This window comes from Flagellimonas sp. MMG031, from assembly GCF_040112705.1.
Classification (GTDB): Bacteria; Bacteroidota; Bacteroidia; order Flavobacteriales; family Flavobacteriaceae; genus Flagellimonas.
The window spans coordinates 1,132,898-1,155,555 of the sequence record NZ_CP157804.1; the positions used below are offsets into that span (position 1 = coordinate 1,132,898).

Genomic DNA, 22,658 nt, shown 5'->3' on the forward strand with positions numbered 1-22,658 from the left:
TGTGATACGTAAATCAAAAAATATCTACAGTACATTTTTGATTTTGTTCTCATTCCAAGCCGGTGCACAAACATCGGCTTTGGCCGTTGCCGACAGTTTGTATGCCTTGGGGAACTATACTTCCGCTATCAATGCTTATGCCAAGGTGGGGGACCAAAAGTCCAGTCTGCAGATTGCACGGGCCTACAATGCCATCGGAAATTATGACAAGGCCATTGCCCAATACACCGCTGTTTTGGACACTGACCCTCAATTTGAGTTGGCCCGTTTTGAACTGGGCAAGTTGTTGTTGAAAACCAAAGATTTTGGACCTGCCATGGAAATGTTTCAGGTCTTGGTGTCATCGGAAGGGCAAAATCCCGAGTATTTCTACTATCTGGGCAAGGTCTACGAGTCTATCGACAACACCGAAATGGCCAACTCATCCTACAAAACTGCTGTGAAAATGGACAGTACCCACCTACGGAGCCTTTACGCTTTGGGCAAACATTATGTGGGCAAAGAAATACGGGATTCCGCTTTGGTCTATATCGATCAAGGGCTTCGGTTTTATGAAAACGATGTGGCGATGATCAATTTAAAGGCCTTGGCATATTACAATAATGGTCAATTTGCATTGGCCATCCCCCATTTTGAGCGGCTGTTGGAGTTGGGCGAAGAAAAAGCCTTTGTATACGAGAAATTGGCCTATTGCTATTTTCGAAACTGGGAGCCGGAAAAAGCACTGGAAACCTATCATAAACTGAAGGATTTCCCAGATAAATTGGCTACTGCCTATTCAGGGTTGGGAGAAGTGTATTTTGAGGAAAAGGTATTGGACAGTGCACAGTACTATGTTGAAAAATCCATAGAGGAACGAAGGGTCTTTTTTCCCCAAGAATATGCCGATTTAGGCCGGATAGCGCGCCTCAAGGGCCAGACCAAAAAGGCTATGGATTACTATGTAAAGGCATGGGAAGAAAACAAAGAGAACTATTATAATTACTATCAAGTCTGCGTTTTGGCGGATGAATACTACAAGGACACCAAAACTCGACTGAACTATTATGAAAAGTTGCTGGAAATGTACCCTGATTTGGTTCCTTGGCTCGAGGAACGCGTCAAAAACAGAATCAGCGAGCTCAAGGAGGAAATCCATTTTGGCAGCAACTGATTTCTTCAAAATGTCGTAATTTCAGCCAAATTCTAGGGGCTGTCATGCAGAAGTTTGTTTTGTTAATCGTTTTTATGGGTCTGCTCGTATCCTGTGAGCTGTTCGAGTCCAAGGAGGACAAGACCCAAAAACTGGTCAATGAGGAACTTTTGGCCATCGATTGGAACGATGTGGACCAATACCCCCTTTTTGAGGATTGCGACGAAACTGCTCCCAAGGAGGCGCAGCAAGAGTGTTTCCAAAACGTGATCACCGAATATTTCTCCGAAGCTTTGGCTGGATTGCAGTTTCAGGTACGGAACGATATGAACGATACCGTCTATATTGATTTTTTGATAGATGAACACGGGTTTATATCCGTCTTGGGCGTTGAAGAAAAGACCTCCGTGCTCAATGAGATATCCGATTTCAACACCAAAATATCGGAACGCTTGAACGATTTGACCACTGTGGCGCCCGCATTGAAGCGAGGCAACCCCGTAAGCCTGCGTTTTAGGCTTCCACTGGTCCTAAACACCTATTGATTTGGCAACAGAAAAAATTATATTGGGCATAGACCCCGGCACCACGGTCATGGGTTTTGGTATTATCAAGGTCATCAACAAACAGATGCACTTTGTGCAAATGAACGAGTTGATGCTCCGAAAATATGACGACCCCTATACCAAGCTCAAACTTATTTTTGAGCGGACCATAGAGCTCATCGATACCTATCACCCGGACGAAATCGCCATCGAAGCCCCTTTTTACGGGAAGAATGTACAGTCTATGCTCAAGTTGGGCAGGGCACAGGGGGTAGCCATGGCAGCCGGACTTTCACGGGAAATACCCATTACCGAGTACATGCCCAAAAAGATAAAAATGGCCATCACGGGAAATGGAAATGCCAGTAAGGAACAGGTAGCCCGAATGCTTCAAAGCGTATTACAACTAAAATCCTTGCCCAAAAATTTGGATAGTACCGATGGGTTGGCCGCCGCCGTCTGCCATTTTTATAATGAGGGCAGGGTTGAGGTCGGAAAAAGCTATACCGGCTGGGAGGCATTTGTTAAACAGAACGAATCAAGAATCAAAAAATAAATTGTTCATTGCTAATTGTTCATTGCCAACTGTTAATTGACCACTGATTGAATGAGCGGTATTTACATCCATGTGCCATTTTGCAAGCAAGCTTGCCATTATTGTGATTTCCATTTTTCCACACAAATGGGAAAAAAGGAAGCCATGGTCCATGCCATTGCCCAAGAATTGGAGTTGCGTAAAGTGGAGGTGCCGAATACCATTGAAACCATTTATTTTGGTGGAGGAACGCCATCCGTGCTTTCCCAAGGCGAGATGGAGACCTTGATTCAGGCAGTTTATGACAACTACAAGGTTGTGGATGACCCAGAAATCACCTTGGAAGCCAACCCAGATGATTTGGTGTCATCTCGAGCGCAGTCGAGAGATATTTTCAAGAAATATAAAAATACTGGCATTAACCGTCTCAGCATCGGCATCCAATCCTTTTTTGAAGAAGACCTTAAACTGATGAACCGTGCCCACAACGCCAGTGAAGCCGAACAATGTATAACTGAGGCTACACAGCATTTCGATAACATCACCATTGATTTGATCTACGGGATTCCCGGAATGGACAACCAAAGGTGGAGGGCCAACATTCAAAAAGCGTTGGATTTTGGTCTGCCCCACATTTCCAGTTATGCCCTGACCGTGGAGCCCCGTACCGCCCTTAAAAAATTTATAGAGAAAGAACTGATTCCCGATGTGGATGATGAACAGGCCCAAGAGCAATTCCACATTTTGGTGGATATATTGGAGGCCGAAGGCTTTGTGAATTACGAAATATCCAACTTTGGAAAGCCTGGATTTTTCTCCCAAAACAATACCGCTTATTGGTTGGGAAAGACCTATATAGGGGTCGGTCCTTCGGCACATTCCTTTGATGGCAAACAGCGAAGCTGGAACATTCGGAACAATCCGATCTATCTTAAAAAAATCAACGTAGGCGAACTTCCTTTGGAAATTGAAACGCTTTCCACTACCGACAGGTACAACGAATATGTGATGACGGGACTACGCACCATTTGGGGCGTGGATTTGGATAGGGTGGCATCCGAATATGGTGAGAATTACTTAACCTACGTGAACCAACAAGCATCCAAATTTTTGGAACAGGGACTTTTGATGCTCGAAGATGGTAGACTGCTTACCACCAAAAAAGGCAAGTTTTTGGCGGATGGAATTGCTTCTGATCTTTTTATGCTTAACTTAAAAGAGTAAATTGTCCGTCCTGTTTTGGCAGGAAGCGATGAAGTAGAATTGATTCCCAATAACCTGGGATTTTATAAAAAACAACCAAATTTGATAGCCTCTATAAAACACAACTCCCGCAACTACAAAATAGACCTGACCAAACCACTGGATATTTCCATACCGCTCAAGGGTGGCGACAAAAACGTGAACGCCTGGTATTTGGAACCTCCCAAAATTGCCCCACACGAACAGGATGGATTTATTGGCAAGGTATCCGAAGGAGCCTCCACAAATTTCAATGATATTTGGTTCAATCCGCATTCGCATGTAACCCATACCGAATGTTTGGGACATATTTCAGAGGAATTTAACTCCATCAACAAAAAGCTCAAACGGTTTTTCTTTTTGGCCGAGTTGATTACGGTTGCCCCCGAACAGGTGGACGGGGATTTTATCATTTCGGAAAAGCAAATCAAATATGCACTGGGCAACAAAAAGCGCCAAGCCGTGGTCATTAGGACCCTGCCCAATTTGGGCGACAAACGTTCCAAGCAGTATTCCGATACCAACCCGCCCTATCTAATGGAGGCCGCGGCCAAGCATTTGGTTAAAAAGGGGGTAGAGCATTTGTTGATTGACCTTCCTTCGGTGGATAAGGAACGCGATGGCGGAGGACTTTTGGCACACAAGGCTTTTTGGAACATGTCGGGAAAACCCAGAACAAAAGCGACCATTACCGAATTTATCTATGTGCCCAACCCCGTAGAAGACGGCACCTACTTTTTAAATTTACAAGTGGCGCCCTTTGAGAACGATGCCAGCCCCAGTAGGCCGGTACTGTACAAAATTGAAGACCAATAAATGAAAACAACCCTAAAATTGGAGGAGTTGCTGATGTTCGTCCTGGGCATATACCTGTTTAGCCTGTTGGATTATGCTTGGTGGTGGTTTTTAGTGTTGATTTTGATACCCGACATTGGAATGATCGGATATGCTTTTGGGAACCGAGCAGGTGCTTTTTCCTATAACCTTTTCCATCACAAAGGTTTGGCCTTGGTCATCTACCTAACGGGGGTGTACTTTTCCCTACCTTTATGCCAGTTGATTGGGATAATTTTGTTTTCCCATTCCGCGTTGGACAGGATGTTGGGTTACGGATTAAAATATGAAAAAGGATTCAAGTTTACCCATTTGGGTGAAATCGGAAAATAACCATGGGTGAGATTGTAGATATCATTTTAGGGCTGATTTTGGGAGCGATATTAATGTATTGGGTCTATTCCCTGTTCCGCAAAAAGAAGAGCAAGGAAATTACCCAACAACAGTCTACCGTTATCCTGAACAAGATTCGAAGTGTTTGTAAATTGGTGTCCGTTGAAGGGGATTTTGCCGAAATCTATCATTACGAAAACACCAAAGATCGTTTTATGAGCCTGTTCCGAAGCAAGAAAAAGGCATTGATCGTGATTAAGGCCAAGGCCCATATCGGATACGACCTGAACAAATTGAACATGCGGGCGGACAATGATCGAAAACGAATCATTCTAAGCCATTTTCCAGAACCGGAAGTGTTGTCCATTGAACCCGACCTGCAGTTTTACGATATAAAAAATGGAATTTTCAATAGCTTTTCGCCTACAGATTTGACCAACCTCAATCAAGAGGCCAAAGAGCACATCAAACAGAAAATACCAGAAAGCGGATTGATGGAAACGGCCAAAAATGAAGCCATGCAGGCTGTTTTGGTCGTGGAAAAAATAGTGGAGACCATCGGTTGGACCTTGGATTACTCCGCTTTGGGACTGCCCGTCACCGAACAACAATCTTTAGAAACCTAATTATGAAAACCAAAATGTTTACCCTACTTCTGGTAGGAATGATATCCGTTATGAGCAACGCACAAGAATCCGATAAAACCATGTTTGACCGCACTTTTGCGCACGTGGTCTATTTTTGGTTCAAGAATCCCGATAGTCAAGCCGCCCGGGATACCTTCGAGGCATCGTTGACCAAATTTTTGAACAATTCCCAATATGCGAAGACCAAATTTATTGGCAGACCGCCAAATGCGATTCGTGATGTAGTGGATGATTCGTTTACCTACTCGTTGATTCTTTCATTTGGATCTGCCGAAGACCAAGCTGCCTATCAAGAGGAACCACCGCACAAGGTGTTCATTGAGGAGTGCCAAGATCTTTGGGAAAAAGTGATCGTATACGACTCGCAGGGCATACCACAATGAATGTAGAAGAACTTCGCGAACTGTGTATCTCCAAAAAGGGAGTAACGGAGGAATTTCCCTTTGACGAAAGTACTTTGGTGTTTAAAGTGATGGGAAAAATGTTTGCGCTCGTGGCTTTGGAACGGCTGCCGCCCCAGTGCAATCTGAAGTGCGACCCCGAAAGGTCCGAGGAACTTCGCGAGACTTATGACGGCTTTATTGTGCCGGGCTATCACATGAGCAAAAAGCATTGGAACACTCTGTTTTTGGAACAACTCCCACCACAATTGATCAAGGATCTGGTCAACCACTCCTATGAGCTCGTCGTATCGGGATTGACCAAAAAGCTTCAACAAGAGCTTCACAATTTAGACTGATAGGGGATGCAGGATTTAAAAGATTTTTATACGTCGCGGCAGAAGCAACACCAGCAAGAACTTCAACAGGTGAAAAAGCAATTGGGCCTATTGGCCACTTTGCGATTATCCGTTTTTGTGGGTATGGGCCTTGGGGTGTATTTGCTTTGGGGAAATGTTTTCATTTTTGTGATGTTGCCTTTGGGCATAGCGCTCTTTTTGTATTTGGTGACCCATTTTAGCAATGTAAAGCGGCACAAGGAATACCTGGAACGTCTTATAGCCATCAATAACACCGAATTGGATATTTTGGACCGCAAGTTTCATCACTTGCCGGACGGGAAGACCTTTTTACAGCTCGACCATCCCTATGCGCAAGATCTTGACCTATTTGGCAGGGGTTCCTTTTTTCAGTACGCTAACCGAACTGTTTTAGTGCAGGGCACGGCGGTATTTTCCCATCTATTATTGGACGGTCATCCAAAGGATTTGATCAAAAAACAGGAAGCCATTAAGGAGTTGGCGCAATTGCCCGAGTGGCGACAGCACTTCTCTGCTTTGGCAGGCGAAACCCGACCCAAAATCTCTCCCGATGTAGTTTCTGACTGGATGAAAAGCCACCAACTCTTTATGCCTAAATGGGCGGGATTCTTACCGCCAATTTTCGTATTGCTTTCCATTTTGGTGATTGCTTTGGCCGTTTTGGGCAAAGTGCCCGAAAGCTTGGTGCTTTTCTGGTACCTTTTGGGTGTTGGCATGGTGGGTCGCTTTGCGAAGCGGATTTTGGGGTTCACGGCAAAGGCATCCGAGGCACAGGATACCATCCAGCAGCATCAACGGTTGATTTCCGAACTGGAGAAACACTCGTTCAAGTCAGAATTGCTAAAAGAACTTCAGCAAAGACTGGAAATAAAGGGAGAACGGACGTCCAACATCTTAAAGCGTTTTTCGCAAAAGGTGACTATGCTGGAACAACAATTCAACCTGATCATCTCCATGTTTGCCCAAGGTCTTGGTATGTACAGTATCTATTATGCCTTTCAAGTGGAATCGTGGATAACAAAGTACGGCCACGAAGTGGAAGGTTGGTTTGCCGCCATTGCCCAGTTCGATGCCTACATCACCTTGGGTACCTATGCCTTTAACCATCCCGACCACACTTACCCGATTTTGGTGGAGGGAGAAACGGTTTTGAGCGGAAAACAGGTCGGTCATCCATTGGTGGACCCCAAAAAGAACGTTCTCAACGACTTTGACATCGGGAAGGGACGCTTTTGCATTGTAACCGGAGCCAATATGGCCGGGAAAAGTACTTTTTTACGTGCTGTAGGCCTACAGATTGTGATGGCTAACATGGGCTTGCCCGTTAAAGGGAAAGAAGTGAGGTACCATCCAGTTCGTTTGCTCACTAGTATGCGCTCGGCAGATTCGCTGGCCGATGAGACTTCTTATTTTTATGCCGAGCTCAAACGTTTAAAATATATTGTGGAGGAACTGGAGAAGGACAACTGCTTTGTGATTTTGGACGAAATCCTAAAGGGCACCAATAGTGTTGATAAGGCCGAAGGTTCCAAAAAGTTTGTGGAGCGCTTGGTGCGAAACGGGTCCACAGGGATGGTAGCCACCCACGATTTGAGTCTATGCACCTTGGCCAACTACCTTCCAGAGGTGGAAAACCGCTATTTTGATGCACAGATTATAAACGGGGAACTGTTTTTTGATTATCAGTTTAAAGAAGGGGTTTGCCAAAACATGAACGCTTCCTTCTTGCTCAAAAATATGGGAATCGTGGATTAAAGTCCCTTCACCTGCACATTATGAAAGCTATCGGCCTGGAGACGCAACAGTTCCTCTGCCTTTTGCTTCTTGTAGCGGTACAGCTCTTCCTCATTTTTGATATCGGCATAAATTTGCTGGTTGATTTCCCCATCGGTGGACAACAACAGTTTACGCTGTTCCACTTTTTGGGTCACCCAGGTAGCGACAACACTTTCTTGTTCTTCAAACTTGTAATCGTACTCGCCTTTAGGTGCCAACAATTTGGCGATGATAGGTGCTGTTTCAATGGCCAAAAACAGTAAAAAAATGAAAAAGGATGGAAACCAGGGCAACTTCCCAAGTGCATTGATGCGCGCCATCAAACCATCAAACCCATCGATAATGGGTTGTGAATTGGCAACTGCGGTATCGTAATCGGTTTGGAGGGCCACAATCTGGGCCTCGATGTTTTCAATTTTTTCACCGTTGGTCGTCTTCAAGGAATTGAGTTCAGCAAGAGCAGCGTCGTGCTTTTCCCGCTTTTCCTTATACACTGGACCTTTTCCCAATAGACCCGTTCCGGCAGTGCCTTCGGCTTCGGAAATATAGGTATCGTAGAGTGCATTGGTCTCTGCTTCTTTGGTCGCAATTTCATTTTTAAGGTTGGCAATATCCTGATTCAGGCTTTCAATTTTAGGAGTGTACTGCAAGGCCAATTGTTCCTTGTTGTTCAAAGTCATGGCATTCTTCTCTTCCAATAAAACCTGATTGATTTCCTTTTCAAAAATCTTCATTTCCAACGGTTTGGAAATCACCACGGCAATAATCAAGGCCAGCACAATCCGAGGAGCTGCTTGAAGCAATTCTCCCTTAAAATTGTCCCTCTTCTTGATGGTGGAAACAATATATCGATCCAAATTGAAAATGAGCAAACCCCAAATCAACCCAAAGAAAATGGAAGTATACACATTGTCAAAAACCGTGTAAAGGGCGTAGCCTGAGGCAATAAATGCCATAACGGCCGTAAAGAATACGGTGGCACCTATGCCTGCATATTTGTTGCGTTCCCCGTTGGAACAAGAGTCTAAAATGTGGGTATCCGCTCCGGAGCAGAAAATGAAAAAGCGTTGTAACATATCGTGTTCTCTTTGATTGATAGGGTATTAGAACGTGATTTTGGGTAATTTGTTACATTAAAAGCCCCTAAATAGGGGCTTTTAACAGTTTTTATGTCGTGAGCTTAGTTATCGATGACTATGGGCTCCGTGGATAGTTTTACAACAGGGTTAGCTCCATTGGCTTCTCTTGCATCAATATTTATAGATTGATTTTTTTGAACCACTTCAAGGGCTTTTTTACTGGATATTTCTTTTCCGTTCAAGGTAAAGCTTGCCCCTTTGGCAACCATTTTCTTCACGTGCTCAATGGGTTTTGGTGGTGCTGGGGGCGCAGGAGGCATTGTTGGTGCCGGGGTTTCGGTCGCTTTTATGCTTTTAGGTGGCGCAGGAGGCGTTGGAGGAGTAGTAGCATCCGGCGCTGGTGGTGGCGGTGGGAAATTAGGGAAAGGTTCCGCATCCGCTCGTTGTTTTTTGGACATTTTGGCATAGATTTCCTTTAACCGCATCACTTCCTTCTTTTGGATCACCATGTGGTCACGGTCCATGTCGTTATATTTTTTGGCCAGAGCATTGTATTCCTTCATTTCTTCTCGCGTAGCACTTTGTTGCGTTTGCAATCCATGATCTACTACCGTCATTTTTTTGGTATTCAACAGGGTCGTTGTTGATGTCACCGGAACATGTTCTTTGAATTGGTTTTTGTCCATAACTACTTCTTCCGCGGCGATTTCAATGGTGGTAATGCCCGTTGTTCTAATTGCTTTGGATAACTCCAATAACAAATCGTAATGTACAGGCTGAAGCGAATTGATTTCAACCTTCGTTTCTTGGGCATCGTGGTTTTGCAGATAGTCTTGGAGCAGGGTTTTTGGAACTTCATTTAAATGGACAGTTCTATTTCCCAAGGCTACCTTGCCGTTTTCAAGAAGGTCCACTGCGATGATTTGCTCAAAGGTCCCTTCTTTTTCAATTTGACGATGTTCACTGAACCCAAATAACAATAGGGCCGTAAGTGGAAGAAGCAAAAAGCTTCGCAGTACAAATGATTTTTTTGATGTGTTTGTTTTCATGACTGTAAAACGTTTTTTGATTGATGAATAATTAATGGCATTTGCGATGCCGACCGACTGATGATGTTCAATGCCGTTGGATAAGTACGACAGGATTGTTTTTTGATAGTGGGATTGGTCACATGTTTTATGGATCACCGCCTGGTCAGCCAAAAACTCATGGTTTAGCTTAATGGATGATTTGAAAAAGTAAATCAGGGGATTGAACCAAAAGATGACTTGGGCGATTTCAACAAGAAGAATGTCCCAACTATGTCGCTGACGGGCGTGTGTCTCTTCGTGCAGCAATACTTCTTCGGGAATATTTTTGGCTTCGAATTGATGTTGGTTCAAAAAAATGAAGTTCAAAAATGTATGCGGTGGAAGGGATTGATTCAAAAGCACCTTGGTCACAAATTTTTCCTTGAACTTAGGGTTCTTTTTGATGCGTAAACGTATTTGGAACAGATTTGCAATAAAGCGAAGTCCAAATCCAATAACTCCTAATCCATAAACAAGCCATAACAAAAGTTGCCAATCAAAAACTGAAGGCTGAGGAATGGGCTGTGCCTTAAAGCCATCAGAAAAGGGGTCTGTATTCGAAGAAATTGCATTGGTTGCGGGTTCGACCGCATCAATATATTCGATAAATACCAAATTGGGAATTATAAAGGAAGCGATGAGCGCCCCCAACAAAAAGAACCGTTTAAATTGGTGTACGCTTTCCTTTTCCAGCAATACTTTGTAGAAAATCAGAAAAACGGTCAGGCAGGCCGTAGATTTTAAGATTAAGGTGAGCATCATTACTTCTTTTTGATTTCGTTGTCTATCAATTTTTTTAACTCCTCCAATTCTTCCTTGCTCAAATTGGTCTCTTGGGCGAAGAATGATGCAAATTGAGTGGCGCTATCATTAAAAAAGTTTTTGATGAGTCCGTTCACTTGCTTCGAAAAATAGTCTTTCTTCTTCACCAATGGGTAATATTCCCTGCTTCTTCCAATACTGTTATAGGCAATAAAACCTTTGTCCGATATGCGCTTAAGAAGAGTGGCCACTGTTGTGGTGGCAGGTTTGGGCTCGGGATAGGCATCCAATATATCCTTCATGTAGGCCTTTTTAAGTTTCCAAACAATGTTCATTAGCTCTTCTTCGGATTTTGACAGCTGCATTTTGGTCTTTTTATCATTTGTTGTTCTACAAACATAGAACAAAATTTCATATTCTACAAATGTAGAGTTGATTTTGCTCGGTTTTGATGCTGTTATGTGCCTTAAGTTACTGACCAAGAGAGATTAGGGTGGTACATTTATAGTGTTAAATCAAGCAATCATGAAAACCACAGTAGTCATTGGCGGAAATTTTGCAGGAATGACCGCCGCTTTGGAAATCAAAAGAAAAGGGAAAAAGGACCATAAGGTCTTGGTTATCGACAAATCGCCGTTGTTCCTGTTTGTTCCCTCATTGATCTGGGTACCGTTTGGAAGACGGGAAATCAAAGATATTTCGTTTAGGAAGGATACTATACTTGAAAAGAAGGGGGTTGATTTTGTGCAAGCCGAAGCGCTACACGTAGACCCTGAGGCCCAAGTGGTGCACACCAGCAAAGGCGATTTTGCCTACGACCATCTGGTGATTGCCACTGGCCCCAAAGTAAAGTACGATGTTGCTCCTGGAGTTCAAGAACACGCACACTATATTGGCACACCCAACGGTGCCATGAAAACAAGACAAGCGTTGGAGGAATTCAAGAAAAACCCTGGCCCCATTGTTATTGGTGCCACCCAAAATGCGGGTTGTATGGGAGCTGCCTATGAGTTTTTGTTCAATGTGGAAAAATGGTTGAGGGAACAAAAAATCAGAAAAAAGGTTGACCTGTATTGGATTACTCCTGAAACTTTCTTGGGTCACTTTGGTATTGATGGCATCACCGGAGGTGAGACCATGCTCAAATCCTTCATGAAAATGTTCCACATTCATTACAGAACGGAAGTAGGGGTAAAGGAGGTTACCGAAGACAGTGTAATATTAACTTCGGATGAGGTGTTGTCCAGCAAATTCACTATGTTGATGCCTCCATTTGTAGGGGTCGACTTTGTGGTCAATTCCCCAAAATTGGAAGCAACGGCTGCAGGATATCTCCCCGTAGGCGATGATTACCGACACTTGAAATATCCAAATATCTGGTCCGCAGGAATCGCTGTGGATGTAAAATTGCCCTTTAAACCCGGAAAGGTACCCTTTTCTGGTCCCAAAACCGGTTATCCATCCGATGAAACCGGTAAAATTGTGGCCGAGAACATCATCAGGGTTACCAAAGGCAAGGATAAGTTGAAGAAGAAAGCATGGGGTAAAATCCCAGGTATATGTGTGATGGATGCCGGTAAAAAAGAAGTGATCATTATTAGCGACCACCTCTTCAAACCTCGGAACTTTGCCATCATGATTCCCAACATATTTTATGACTTCAATAAGGTGTTGTTCGAGAAATATTTCCTTTGGAAAACCAAACATGGATATTCGCAATTACCTTAAAAAAGTAGACATTCATTAAGCCTAGAGGCCGTCCAAAAAGCTGTTTACCTGTCAGTTCGAGCGCAGTCGAGAACTTAAGACACATTGATAATCAATGGGTTTCAACTGCGCTCAATCTGACAAAGTTCAAATAGTACCACTTTTTAGACGGCCTCTTGTACTAGCGGACGTTCGAAAACACTTCCACAGAAAAGTGATAAGTTTGCAGCCATTATAAAAATAACGGCCATGACGGTTTTGGAACAATTACAGGAGCGAAGCGGGAATACCTGCGAATTATGTGGGTCAACAGAAAAATTAATGGTGTATGAGGTTCCTCCGGTGTCCACGGGTGGCGTGGATGGGAGTCTTTTGGCCTGTAATACTTGTCTTCACCAAATAGAAAACCCCGATGGTGTGGATCCCAATCATTGGCGTTGCCTTAACGATAGCATGTGGAGCGAACACGACGCCGTAAAAGTGGTTGCATGGCGCATGCTGAACCGTTTAAAGTCTGAAGGATGGCCCCAAGACCTTTTGGGTATGATGTATTTGGATGATACAACGTTGGAATGGGCCAAAGCTACTGGCGACGGACAGGATGAAAGCGAGAAAGTGGTCCACAGGGACGTGAATGGCAACATTCTTGAAAATGGGGACAGCGTAGTATTGGTAAAGGACCTAAAAGTAAAAGGTTCCAGCATGGTCGCAAAACAGGGAACCGCCGTAAGACGGATTTCCCTGGATCACGAAAATGCTGAATATATTGAAGGCAAAGTAGATGGTCAGCACATTGTGCTTGTGACCAAATACGTAAAAAAGATCTAGGCCTTCATTTCTGTATAATATTTGTAGAAGTAGGGTATGGTCTCAATACCCTTTAAAAAGTTCCAAACACCAAAATGCTCATTGGGGGAGTGGATGGCATCGCTATCCAACCCAAATCCTAAGAGAATCGTTTTACTATCAAAAACGTTTTCAAACAATGCCACAATTGGAATGCTTCCGCCAGTTCGTTGAGGAACGGGAGTTTTGCCAAAAGTGGTTTCCATGGCTTTGGACGCCGCTTGGTAACCATCACTTTCAATTGGAGTAACATAAGCCTGACCGCCATGATGCGGGGTCACTTTTACTTTCACACTTTTTGGGGCCAAGGATGTAAAATGTTTGGTGAACAAATCGGTAATCTCGTGCCAATCTTGGTCCGGAACCAAACGCATGGATATTTTGGCGTAGGCCTTGCTGGCAATGACCGTCTTTGCGCCTTCCCCAGTATAGCCTCCCCAGATACCGTTCACATCCAACGTAGGTCGGATACCAAAACGTTCAGGTGTAGAAAATCCTTTTTCCCCATGTACATCTCCAATGTCCAATGATTTTTTATAGGCTTCCAAGTCAAAGGGGGCTTTGGCCATTTCGGCGCGTTCCTCTTCGGAAATCACCTGTACCTTGTCATAAAAGCCAGGAATGGTGATATGATTGTTTTGATCATGTAGCTGTGCAATCATTTTGGCCAGCACGTTGATCGGGTTGGGTGCCGCCCCACCATAAATTCCGGAGTGCAGATCGCGGTTGGCTCCGGTCACTTCCACCTCAACGTAGCTCAGGCCACGTAGCCCGGTGGTGATGGAAGGGGTGTCGTTGGCTATCATGCCGGTATCGGAAATCAGGATGATGTCATTTTTGAGCTTTTCACTGTTTTCCTTTAGGAAATCTCCCAAACTATCGCTGCCCACTTCTTCCTCGCCCTCGATCATAAACTTGACATTGCAAGGCAAAGTATTATTTTGGATCATATACTCCACCGCTTTCACGTGCATAAAAAATTGCCCTTTGTCATCACAGGCACCTCGGGCAAAAATGGCCCCATCCGGGTGCAGTTCGGTTTTTTTGATGATAGGCTCAAAAGGTGGAGAGTCCCATAGATGAATGGGGTCTGGGGGTTGCACGTCATAATGTCCGTACACGAGAACAGTGGGCAAATTGGGATCTATGATTTTATCGCCATATACGACCGGATACCCTTTGGTCTCACATATCTCCGTATTGTCGCAACCTGCATCATCCAATGATTTTTTTACCGCTTTGGCAGCTTCCAAAACATCATTTTTATAGGATTTGTCGGCACTGATGGAGGGGATTTTTAAAAGGTCGATCAACTCGTTTATAAATCTGTCCTTGTTGGTACTGATGTAATTTGTTATGTCTTTCATAAATGGTTTTAAAAGGACCCTAAAAGTACAAAAAACAAGTTTTTAAAGGGGGTGCGTTTGCAAATCGGAAAATTGATTTATATTTGCACTCCAATTCGCGGGTGTGGTGGAATTGGTAGACACGCTAGACTTAGGATCTAGTGCCGCAAGGCGTGGGGGTTCGACTCCCTTCACCCGCACAAAAAGCTCTTCAGGTACTGAGGAGCTTTTTTTGTTTGCAAAATTTTGAATGCTCACCTTCAATTAGGAATGTCGCAAACTCTTGTGGTTGGATAGTAGCGCTCCCTGTTCCTTTATCCACCATATTCTTTAGTTAGTATTTGACATTGAATTCCTTACATCAATTTGGGATGGAAAAGGCTTATGGTGCAGGGTTGTTGTAAAGGTGGTTCGATTGGATTGATAATTATCAAAAAAAGATAGGGCGGCTCTAAAATTATAAGCAGTATTTTGTTAAAATCCGAGAATATTACTAAATTCAATTCAGAATGGTACAGAATACATCTAGGTTTTATGCTGAAATTTTTTGGCAACTGTTGTAAAGAATTTCTACAATAAAAATTTGCAATTTCAGTTTTACTAAAGACTAAATGTTGATATTTATCAATTTTTGGACAGTCACCTAAGACCACAACGAAACTAAAAACTTAATTGACCAACGGACTATGTACAAGGAAATATATCTGGTCGACGACGAAGACCTGGTGAATACCGTAAATGCGATTCATTTCAGACGAATGGGACTTGAGGAAAGGGTAAAGAGTTTTACCAATCCAGAATTAGCCTTGGATGACCTTCGCTATCGGGACAACCCCAACGTAAAAACACTTATCTTATTGGATATCAACATGCCGGAAATGAGCGGATTCGAATTTTTGGAATTTATGATGCTCGAGGATTTTCCGGAGACCAATGAGGTGCTCTTGGTGACTTCTTCCGAATCGGAAGCCGATAAGGAGGAAGCCGACAAATATGGAAAGTATGTGAAGGAGTTTATCACCAAACCCCTTCGTATTGAGCATTTGGAGGATTATCTCCAAAGTGCCAATAAATAGTTTCCCGATATTTTTCGGAAATAGGGCTGGTTTTTATTCTCAAAACAATTACCGTTGAAACAGAAGAACGCTTTTATTCAAAATAAAGTTGAAATTGTTGAGGATAGGGATGACGTGGTATGGGCTATGGACAGGGACTACAGACTCACGGCTTTCAACACCTGTTTCAAAAATCAATTGAAAGAAAACGGCCTGGGCGATGCCCAAAGAGGTATGGACCTCAGGGAGGTGTACCGGGCCATTGATTTTTTTAATCCCTGCGAACAGGGTTGTCAACGTGCCCTTGATCGTTACGCTACCACCTCTAAACATACTTTTGATATAGATGGCAAAATTGTAGTGCATGAATTTGCCTTCCAGCCCTTTATGAACAGTGCTGGCGAAGTGGTCGGTTGTTCTATTTGGCAAAAGGACATCACCGAAGAAGTTGAGAACAATTACAGATTACGCGAAAGTGAACGCAAGTACAGAGAGGCCCAAGAAGTGGCCAATATTGGACATTGGTATTGGGATATGCGGGAGGACCAAATCGCTTGGTCCAACCAATTGTACCGAATCTTTGAACAGGAACCCGGAAAATTCGACGCTACTTTCGATGCCCTTTCGGAGATTATCCACCCGGACGACCGACAAGCTTTTGTTGATGATGTTGAGAATTGCATCAAGAACAATGAAATGCACGATATTACCCATAGGATTGTTGTGGGGGACGGTGAAGTCCGATATGTGCACCAAAAGGGAAGAGCTTACTATGATGAAAACGGCAAGCCCAAATCCATGTCAGGGACCACCCAAGATGTCACCAATGCGGTGTTGGCCAATCAACAGATAGTAGAGCAAAACCACGAACTCCAGAATTTTGTGCGGATTATTTCACATAATTTGCGCGGACCCATCTCCAACCTCCTCATGTTATCCAAAATTTACGAATGGGGCAAGGATGAAATGAATGATGACATTGTCCGAAAAATAGAACATACTACCGAAGCATTAGATCAAACCATCAAAGACCTTAACCTCTCATTGTCCTTGAAAGCGGCCGATAAGGAGCAGTTTAGGGAGGTGCCACTCAGGGATGTAATGAAGGATGTGGATGGATTGCTATCTGAGGAAATTAGCAGGAGTAAAGCTTCCGTGGAAACGGATTTTTCCAACGTGAGCTCCATATTTGGTGCCAAGAGCTATGTGGTGAATATTTTTTACAATCTTATCCTCAACGCCATTCACTATGCCAAAGAACATGTTCCTCCCGTTATAAAAGTCACCACACAAACAATTCCCGAAGGCATGGTTATCCAATTCTCCGATAATGGCATTGGGATGGAGCTTACTCCAGAGCGGGAACGTAAAATTTTTGATATGTATGGCAGGCTTAGCGGTGTCACCGAAGGCAAGGGCTTTGGGCTGTACTTGGTAAAGACCCAAGTGGAGGCTATGGAAGGTAAAATCAGTGTGGAAAGTGAAAAGGATGTGGGTACTACCTTTACAATCAGTTTCCCGTTACCATCTTGATGCCCTAAAAGGGCAAGCGGCTCAAATCTACATTTCCGCCAGAGATGATTATGCCTATTTCTTGGGCCTTGAATTTCTCCTTTTCGCGAAAAACCGCTGCCAATGCCACGGCACAGGAAGGTTCGCATACAATTTTGAGACGCTCCCAAAGCAATCGCATGGATTGGATGATTTCATCCTCGGTCACCCTAATAATTTCTTCCACATGTTTCTGGATGATGGGAAAGTTCCTGTCGCCCAGTTGTGTCTTAAGTCCATCAGCGATGGTATTGGTGGTAGAATTGGTCTCAATTTGTCCGCTTTGCAAGGACCGATAGGCATCATCCACTTCAAACGGTTCTCCGCCAATAGTTTTACATTGATTCCCGAAGTAATGGGCCGCAAGGGCAGTTCCGGCAATCAATCCGCCACCGCCAACAGGGGTGACCACATAATCCAGGTTCGGATGCAGTTCCAACAATTCCATACAGGCCGTGCCTTGGCCTAAAATCACATGGTCATCATTCGAAGGATGGATAAAGGTGGCTCCATGTTTTTCTACGATTTCTTGCGAGGTACGTTCCCGAGCTTCCAAGGTCGATTCACATTCCACCAAAACCCCACCATACCCTTTTACGGCATCCTTTTTCACTTGTGGAGCCGAATCGGGCATCACAATATAGGCCGTTACGCCCAAGCTTTGGGCAGAAAGGGATAGGGCCTGTGCAAAGTTGCCCGAGGAATGGGTTACCACGCCATTTTTTTTTTGTTCGTCCGAAAGCTGCATAATGGCATTGGCGGCCCCGCGCATTTTAAAGGCACCCATTCGCTGGAAGTTTTCACACTTAAAAAAAAGATGGGCATCTGCCATCTCGTTGATCAAGCGAGATGTGAGTACAGGGGTGTTGTGGATAAAAGGTTTTATCCGCTCGTGGCAGTCAATCAAATGTTGTTTGTCCATAGGTTACCTTTCGTTCTTTATGCAGGAAAACAGTTAAGAACGATAAAGATACTACAGGAAGCTTAATTGTGCGACTGCACCTCTTCCTCTTCTTCCTTGGGCTTGGCCGAAATGCCTTCCATGCCCAGTTCCGGAATCACCAACAAAGGTATTTGGGTGTGGAACGCCGTACGCTTGACAATGGGCTCCCGGGTCATTTTCTCCATATAGCTGTGCTGGTAATTGAGCATGGCCAGGAGGTGAATGCCCAATTCTTGGGAGAAGGTTTCCAAGGTATGGGAAACCGAATTGAGTTCGGAAACCGTGTGCACATAATGCTCTACGCCGTTCAAATAGCGGCGCAGCATGTTCAGGTTGAATTGTTGCAGTTCCGTTAAGGCCTTAATGCCATATTGCACGTGGACAATTCTGATGGTAGCCTTGAACATTTTTGCCATTTCCAAAATGGGCTCCAATTCCGAAGAAGTGTAGAATCGATTAAAATCGGTGGCAAATGCAATTTCGGAAGGGGTTACATATTCAAAGTGATAGGGAATGGCCAAAACGGGGCATTTTTTGGTGGATTTTATGATCCGTACCGTATTGCTGCCCATAAAAACCTCGTCTACACCCGAAGCGCCCTTGGTTCCCGTAATCACCATGTGGATGCCAAAGGTCTCCACAATATCCTTTACCTCTTCCACCAAAAGATTAAAGGAGGAAATGGTCTCAAAACTATGGTTGGGATTGCCGTATTTGGATTTGATTTTTTTTACTGTTTTATCCAAACCTCGTTCAGAATTCTCCCGTACCGCATCCACAATACGTACTCCATCAATCATTTTCGCCATAAATCTGCTGCTCGGAATAACCGGGGTATAGGTGTTGAGCAGATAGAATGTACAACGCCTGTTACGGAACAATTGCATGGCATAATCAATGGCATTCCATGCATTTTCCGAAAAATCCGTAGGTATTAATATCTTTTGCATCTGACTAAGATTTACGATGCGATAAAATTAGACCTAAGGGATAGGGGATACTATGACAAAAGTCAGGTTTGGAAAAATGGTCTAAAAACCTTCGACCATTTCAAGAAGTTTTTGCTGGTTTTTGATACCTATTTTTTTGCCCGAAGTGTGTATGAGGCCTTTCTTTTTGAACTCAGAAATGATTCGGATGGCCGATTCGGTAGCGGTTCCAACCACATTGGAAATATCCTCTCTGGAAAGGGTAAGTGCCAAAAATCCATCCGCATCTTCCCCAAAATTGTTCTGAAGGTACAGAAAGGCTTCGGCCATACGTTGCTTTACGGTTTTTTGGGAGATATTGACGATAACATCGTCGGCCTCCTTTAGATCGTGGGCCATGTGTCGCAACACTTCTAGCGTAAAGTTTGGATTTTTTTGAAGGGTATTGTTAATGCTCTCCTTTGGGATAAAGCAAACCTCCATGTCTTCCACTGCAATGGCGGAAAGGTTGGCACTCTCTTCGGAGACTACCGACCGTTGGCCCAAGACTTCGCCCTTGCTGGCCAATTTTACGATCTGGTCCTTGCCGTTGGCACTGAGCTTGGAAAGTTTGGAAACCCCATTGCGAACGCAATAGACACCATTGAGTTTTTCGCCCTCTTCAAAAATGGGCTGTCCTTTTTTAATGGTCTTGGTCGTTTTGGAATCGGAGACCTGTTTCAACTCCTCTTTGCTCATGGCCCTGAGGGAGTTAAATTGTCGGATGATACAATTTTCACACCTGCTTTCCATACTGTTGGGTTTACCTGATGAGGCAAATTTAATGGACAAAGATTTATTGGTAACTGATAAATATCATATTTTTAAGAGGAAGAGTATTACAATTTTGCGTCAGGTAAAGCAAATGTGAAATGGCAGATTCGACCTGTTATCATTGTGGAGATCAATGCGGTAGCCGCAGCGTGCAGTTTGATGATAAGGATTTTTGTTGCAATGGTTGCAAAACCGTTTATGAAATCTTTACATCGAACGGCCTGTCCACCTTTTATGAAATCGAGAGCAAGGCGGGGACCACACCAAACGAGATCAGACAGAAATACGATTTTTTGGACAACCAAGAAATCGTAGAGCGATTGGTAGAGTTCAATGAAGAAGGGGTGCAGGTGGTAAGCCTTAGCATTCCCACCATTCATTGCAGTTCCTGTATTTGGGTCTTGGAGAACCTGAACAAACTGCATCCCGCTATATCCGTTTCACAAGTCGACTTTCCAAAAAAGACCATTCGGGTCACCTATAAAACAGCAGATTTTTCCTTGAAGGCGCTTGCGCTTTTATTGGGAAGCATCGGGTACGAGCCTTACATTTCTTTAGAGGAATACAATAAAAAAGGGAAAAAGGTCGATCGTTCCTTAATATATAAGTTGGGTGTGGCCGGATTTGCCTTTGGCAATGTGATGCTCTTTTCCTTTCCCGAATATTTTGAGGTGGAGGAGTTTTGGTTGGACCAATACAAGCATGTGTTCCGCTGGTTGATGTTCGCCTTTTCTCTCCCCGTCGTTTTTTATGCATCTCAGGATTATTTTATTTCCGCCTATAAGGGCATTCGTTCCAAATTGTTGAATATTGACGTGCCCATCGCTTTGGGGATACTGGTACTTTTTTTAAGGAGTACCGCCGATATCATGTTCGATTTGGGTTCCGGTTTTTTTGATAGCCTAACAGGACTGGTGTTCTTTTTGTTGTTGGGCAAATTTTTTCAGCAGAAGACTTACGCCTATCTGTCGTTTGAACGGGATTACAAATCCTATTTTCCCATTGCCGTAACCCGTTTGAAGAAGAATGGGGAAGAAGAAAATATTCAAATCTACAATATCGAGGTAGGTGACAGGGTGCTGATCCGTAGCCACGAGATCATTCCTGTGGATTGTATCCTGGTCAAAGGAACGGCCGAAATCGATTACAGCTTCGTAACCGGAGAATCTGAACCTGTGTTTAAGGAATCGGGAGAGAAACTGTTCGCCGGTGGCAAGCAGCTTTCCGGTGTCTTGGAAGTGGAAGTGCTCAAATCGGTCTCCCAAAGTTATTTGACACAACTCTGGGGCAACTCTATATTCTCCAAGGATAAGGCCAGTCATTTCCAGACCCTTACCGATAGTATTGGCAAACGCTTTACCATTGCGGTGCTGAGCATTGCCACCATATCCACGCTGTTCTGGTTGATTTTTGACCCAAGCCTGGCCTTAAACGTATTTACCTCGGTGTTGATCATTGCCTGTCCCTGTGCCATTGCTTTGGCAGCCCCATTTACCTTGGGCAATATGCTTCGCATTTTTGGCAGATACAAGTTTTACCTGAAGAATACCAATGTAATTGAACGCTTGGCCAAAATTGATACGGCAATCTTCGATAAAACGGGAACGCTCACCACCAACCAAAAGGACACCATACATTATGAAGGTATGGAACTCACAGAAGAGGAAACCGCACTTCTAAAAACGACCCTACGGGCGTCCAACCATCCCCTGAGCCGATCGCTTTATAATATTCTAAAGTCCAATGCCATCATGACTTTGGAAGAGTTCCAAGAACATACTGGAAAAGGGATTGAGGGTAAATACAACCAACACTCCATAAAGGTAGGGTCTGCATCTTATGTAGGAGAAAAAACATCAAACACCATTGCGAACACCTCAGTCTATATCAGTGCCGATGAAGATGTGAAGGGACGGTTTGTGTTCAAGAATACCTATCGAGAGGGGATGAGCAACATATTTGAAGAACTGTCCAGCGATTTGGAACTGGGCATTCTTTCGGGGGATAATGACGGTGAAAGAGGGCAATTGGAGAAAATGTTGCCGACAAAAACGAAGATGCTATTTGACCAAAAGCCCGAGGATAAGTTGGAATACATCAAAACGCTACAAGAAAAACACAAAGTGTTGATGGTAGGTGACGGGCTGAACGATGCCGGTGCCCTTGCACAAAGTGATGTAGGCTTGGCAGTTTCAGAAAACATCAACGTGTTTTCGCCCGCTTGCGATGGAATTTTGGATGCCAGCCAATTGAGGCTGCTTCCGAAGTTCTTGCAACTGTCCAGAAAGTCCATTCGGGTAATCAAATTGAGCTTTTTGCTCTCGCTCTGTTACAACGTGGTCGGCTTGTATTTTGCCGTAACCGGGCAGTTACAGCCAGTAATTGCGGCTATTTTAATGCCTTTGAGCTCCATTAGTATAGTGGTGTTCACCACATTGGCCACCAATTATCTCGGTAAAGAATTAAAAAATCAAGAAAGCTGATATATGTCATTTTCTGAAGAATACCATCACAGTAGTTTTACACCTAAATTCAGGCAGGTATGAGTGTTATTTATGTGTTGTTGGCCATAAGCATTACGGTGGCCGTAGTCTTTTTTATAGCCTTTGTTTTTTCGGTAAAAAGCGGACAGTACGATGATACCTATACCCCATCGGTAAGAATGTTGTTTGAAGATGAGGTGATCAGGAACAAGGATAAATCAAACTCAAATAAAAAGGAAATCAAACAAACTAAAAGTACAAACCAATAAA

23 protein-coding genes and 1 tRNA gene are annotated in these 22,658 nt (G+C 43.8%); 17 read left to right on the forward strand and 7 right to left on the reverse strand.

Translation table 11 applies throughout. The features are described from left to right. Position 1 precedes the first annotated feature (1 nt). The 10 genes from ABNE31_RS05035 (at position 2) to ABNE31_RS05080 (ending at position 7,783) form a co-directional block, all read left to right on the forward strand. Positions 2–1,153 (forward strand): tetratricopeptide repeat protein, encoded by a 1,152-nt coding sequence (locus tag ABNE31_RS05035; protein WP_349352606.1) that lies wholly within the window; start codon positions 2–4, stop codon positions 1,151–1,153. Positions 1,154–1,197: 44 nt separating this feature from the next. Continuing rightward, the gene (locus tag ABNE31_RS05040; protein ID WP_306013778.1) at positions 1,198–1,677 is read left to right on the forward strand and encodes a hypothetical protein; all 480 of its coding nucleotides are present in this window, start codon (positions 1,198–1,200) and stop codon (positions 1,675–1,677) included. Between the two features lies 1 nt (position 1,678). Beyond that, positions 1,679–2,233, forward strand: a complete 555-nt coding sequence (ruvC, locus tag ABNE31_RS05045) for a crossover junction endodeoxyribonuclease RuvC (protein ID WP_127142183.1) — start codon at positions 1,679–1,681, stop codon at positions 2,231–2,233. Between the two features lie 51 nt (positions 2,234–2,284). Then, on the forward strand, positions 2,285–3,436 hold the full coding sequence (hemW, locus tag ABNE31_RS05050) for a radical SAM family heme chaperone HemW (protein ID WP_349352607.1): 1,152 nt from the start codon (positions 2,285–2,287) through the stop codon (positions 3,434–3,436). An 81-nt stretch (positions 3,437–3,517) separates the two neighbouring features. After that, positions 3,518–4,270, forward strand: a complete 753-nt coding sequence (locus tag ABNE31_RS05055; protein WP_349352608.1) for a cyclase family protein — start codon at positions 3,518–3,520, stop codon at positions 4,268–4,270. Beyond that, positions 4,271–4,621, forward strand: a complete 351-nt coding sequence (locus ABNE31_RS05060; RefSeq protein WP_349352609.1) for a DUF4260 domain-containing protein — start codon at positions 4,271–4,273, stop codon at positions 4,619–4,621. Between the two features lie 2 nt (positions 4,622–4,623). Next, entirely contained in the window at positions 4,624–5,247 is a 624-nt protein-coding gene (locus ABNE31_RS05065; RefSeq protein ID WP_349352610.1) for a DUF4230 domain-containing protein, read from the forward strand. A gap of 2 nt (positions 5,248–5,249) precedes the next feature. After that, a complete protein-coding gene (locus ABNE31_RS05070; RefSeq protein ID WP_349352611.1) occupies positions 5,250–5,651 on the forward strand; it encodes a Dabb family protein in 402 nt (133 codons plus the stop codon). Then, complete coding sequence (locus tag ABNE31_RS05075; protein WP_349352612.1) at positions 5,648–6,007, forward strand: MmcQ/YjbR family DNA-binding protein; 360 nt, start codon at positions 5,648–5,650, stop codon at positions 6,005–6,007. Before ABNE31_RS05070 ends, ABNE31_RS05075 begins: the two co-directional genes overlap by 4 nt. A 6-nt stretch (positions 6,008–6,013) precedes the next feature. Then, positions 6,014–7,783: a DNA mismatch repair protein MutS gene (locus ABNE31_RS05080; RefSeq protein WP_349352613.1), complete on the forward strand. Its 1,770-nt coding sequence runs from the start codon at positions 6,014–6,016 to the stop codon at positions 7,781–7,783. Here the strand turns inward: ABNE31_RS05080 and ABNE31_RS05085 are convergent. From ABNE31_RS05085 to ABNE31_RS05095, 3 genes are all read right to left on the reverse strand, one after another. Further along, positions 7,780–8,880: a DUF4407 domain-containing protein gene (locus ABNE31_RS05085; protein WP_349352614.1), complete on the reverse strand. Its 1,101-nt coding sequence runs from the start codon at positions 8,878–8,880 to the stop codon at positions 7,780–7,782. The two genes, ABNE31_RS05080 and ABNE31_RS05085, sit on opposite strands and share 4 nt — an antisense overlap. A 104-nt stretch (positions 8,881–8,984) precedes the next feature. Further along, positions 8,985–10,715: a M56 family metallopeptidase gene (locus ABNE31_RS05090; protein ID WP_349352615.1), complete on the reverse strand. Its 1,731-nt coding sequence runs from the start codon at positions 10,713–10,715 to the stop codon at positions 8,985–8,987. Further along, the gene (locus tag ABNE31_RS05095) at positions 10,715–11,080 is read right to left on the reverse strand and encodes a BlaI/MecI/CopY family transcriptional regulator (RefSeq protein ID WP_179383589.1); all 366 of its coding nucleotides are present in this window, start codon (positions 11,078–11,080) and stop codon (positions 10,715–10,717) included. The genes ABNE31_RS05090 and ABNE31_RS05095 overlap by 1 nt, the downstream gene beginning before the upstream one ends. 160 nt (positions 11,081–11,240) lie before the next feature. On the opposite strand from ABNE31_RS05095, the gene ABNE31_RS05100 reads away from it, so the two are divergent. Next, positions 11,241–12,443 (forward strand): FAD-dependent oxidoreductase, encoded by a 1,203-nt coding sequence (locus ABNE31_RS05100; RefSeq protein WP_349352616.1) that lies wholly within the window; start codon positions 11,241–11,243, stop codon positions 12,441–12,443. A gap of 228 nt (positions 12,444–12,671) precedes the next feature. Next, the gene (locus ABNE31_RS05105) at positions 12,672–13,250 is read left to right on the forward strand and encodes an alkylphosphonate utilization protein (protein ID WP_306013762.1); all 579 of its coding nucleotides are present in this window, start codon (positions 12,672–12,674) and stop codon (positions 13,248–13,250) included. Here the strand turns inward: ABNE31_RS05105 and ABNE31_RS05110 are convergent. After that, on the reverse strand, positions 13,247–14,635 hold the full coding sequence (locus ABNE31_RS05110) for a dipeptidase (RefSeq protein ID WP_349352617.1): 1,389 nt from the start codon (positions 14,633–14,635) through the stop codon (positions 13,247–13,249). The genes ABNE31_RS05105 and ABNE31_RS05110 overlap by 4 nt on opposite strands. A 97-nt stretch (positions 14,636–14,732) precedes the next feature. Here ABNE31_RS05110 and ABNE31_RS05115 point away from each other — a divergent pair. From ABNE31_RS05115 to ABNE31_RS05125, 3 genes are all read left to right on the forward strand, one after another. Further along, a tRNA-Leu gene (locus ABNE31_RS05115) sits at positions 14,733–14,814 on the forward strand. A gap of 486 nt (positions 14,815–15,300) precedes the next feature. Further along, positions 15,301–15,690, forward strand: coding sequence for a response regulator (locus ABNE31_RS05120; RefSeq protein WP_179383593.1), 390 nt, complete (start codon positions 15,301–15,303; stop codon positions 15,688–15,690). 54 nt (positions 15,691–15,744) lie between these two features. After that, on the forward strand, positions 15,745–17,202 hold the full coding sequence (locus tag ABNE31_RS05125; RefSeq protein ID WP_349352618.1) for a PAS domain-containing sensor histidine kinase: 1,458 nt from the start codon (positions 15,745–15,747) through the stop codon (positions 17,200–17,202). Between the two features lie 4 nt (positions 17,203–17,206). On the opposite strand, the gene ABNE31_RS05130 is transcribed toward ABNE31_RS05125, so the two are convergent. The 3 genes from ABNE31_RS05130 to ABNE31_RS05140 all read right to left on the reverse strand — a co-directional run bounded on the left by ABNE31_RS05130 (position 17,207) and on the right by ABNE31_RS05140 (position 19,884). Then, positions 17,207–18,142: a threonine/serine dehydratase gene (locus ABNE31_RS05130; protein WP_349352619.1), complete on the reverse strand. Its 936-nt coding sequence runs from the start codon at positions 18,140–18,142 to the stop codon at positions 17,207–17,209. Between the two features lie 62 nt (positions 18,143–18,204). Further along, positions 18,205–19,113: a universal stress protein gene (locus tag ABNE31_RS05135; RefSeq protein WP_349352620.1), complete on the reverse strand. Its 909-nt coding sequence runs from the start codon at positions 19,111–19,113 to the stop codon at positions 18,205–18,207. An 81-nt stretch (positions 19,114–19,194) separates the two neighbouring features. Further along, the gene (locus ABNE31_RS05140; RefSeq protein ID WP_179383597.1) at positions 19,195–19,884 is read right to left on the reverse strand and encodes a Crp/Fnr family transcriptional regulator; all 690 of its coding nucleotides are present in this window, start codon (positions 19,882–19,884) and stop codon (positions 19,195–19,197) included. Positions 19,885–20,003: 119 nt separating this feature from the next. Between ABNE31_RS05140 and ABNE31_RS05145 the strand changes: the two genes are divergently transcribed. Next, the gene (locus tag ABNE31_RS05145) at positions 20,004–22,388 is read left to right on the forward strand and encodes a heavy metal translocating P-type ATPase metal-binding domain-containing protein (protein ID WP_349352621.1); all 2,385 of its coding nucleotides are present in this window, start codon (positions 20,004–20,006) and stop codon (positions 22,386–22,388) included. 59 nt (positions 22,389–22,447) lie between these two features. Then, positions 22,448–22,657, forward strand: coding sequence for a cbb3-type cytochrome oxidase assembly protein CcoS (gene ccoS, locus ABNE31_RS05150; RefSeq protein WP_179383599.1), 210 nt, complete (start codon positions 22,448–22,450; stop codon positions 22,655–22,657). Position 22,658 lies beyond the last annotated feature (1 nt).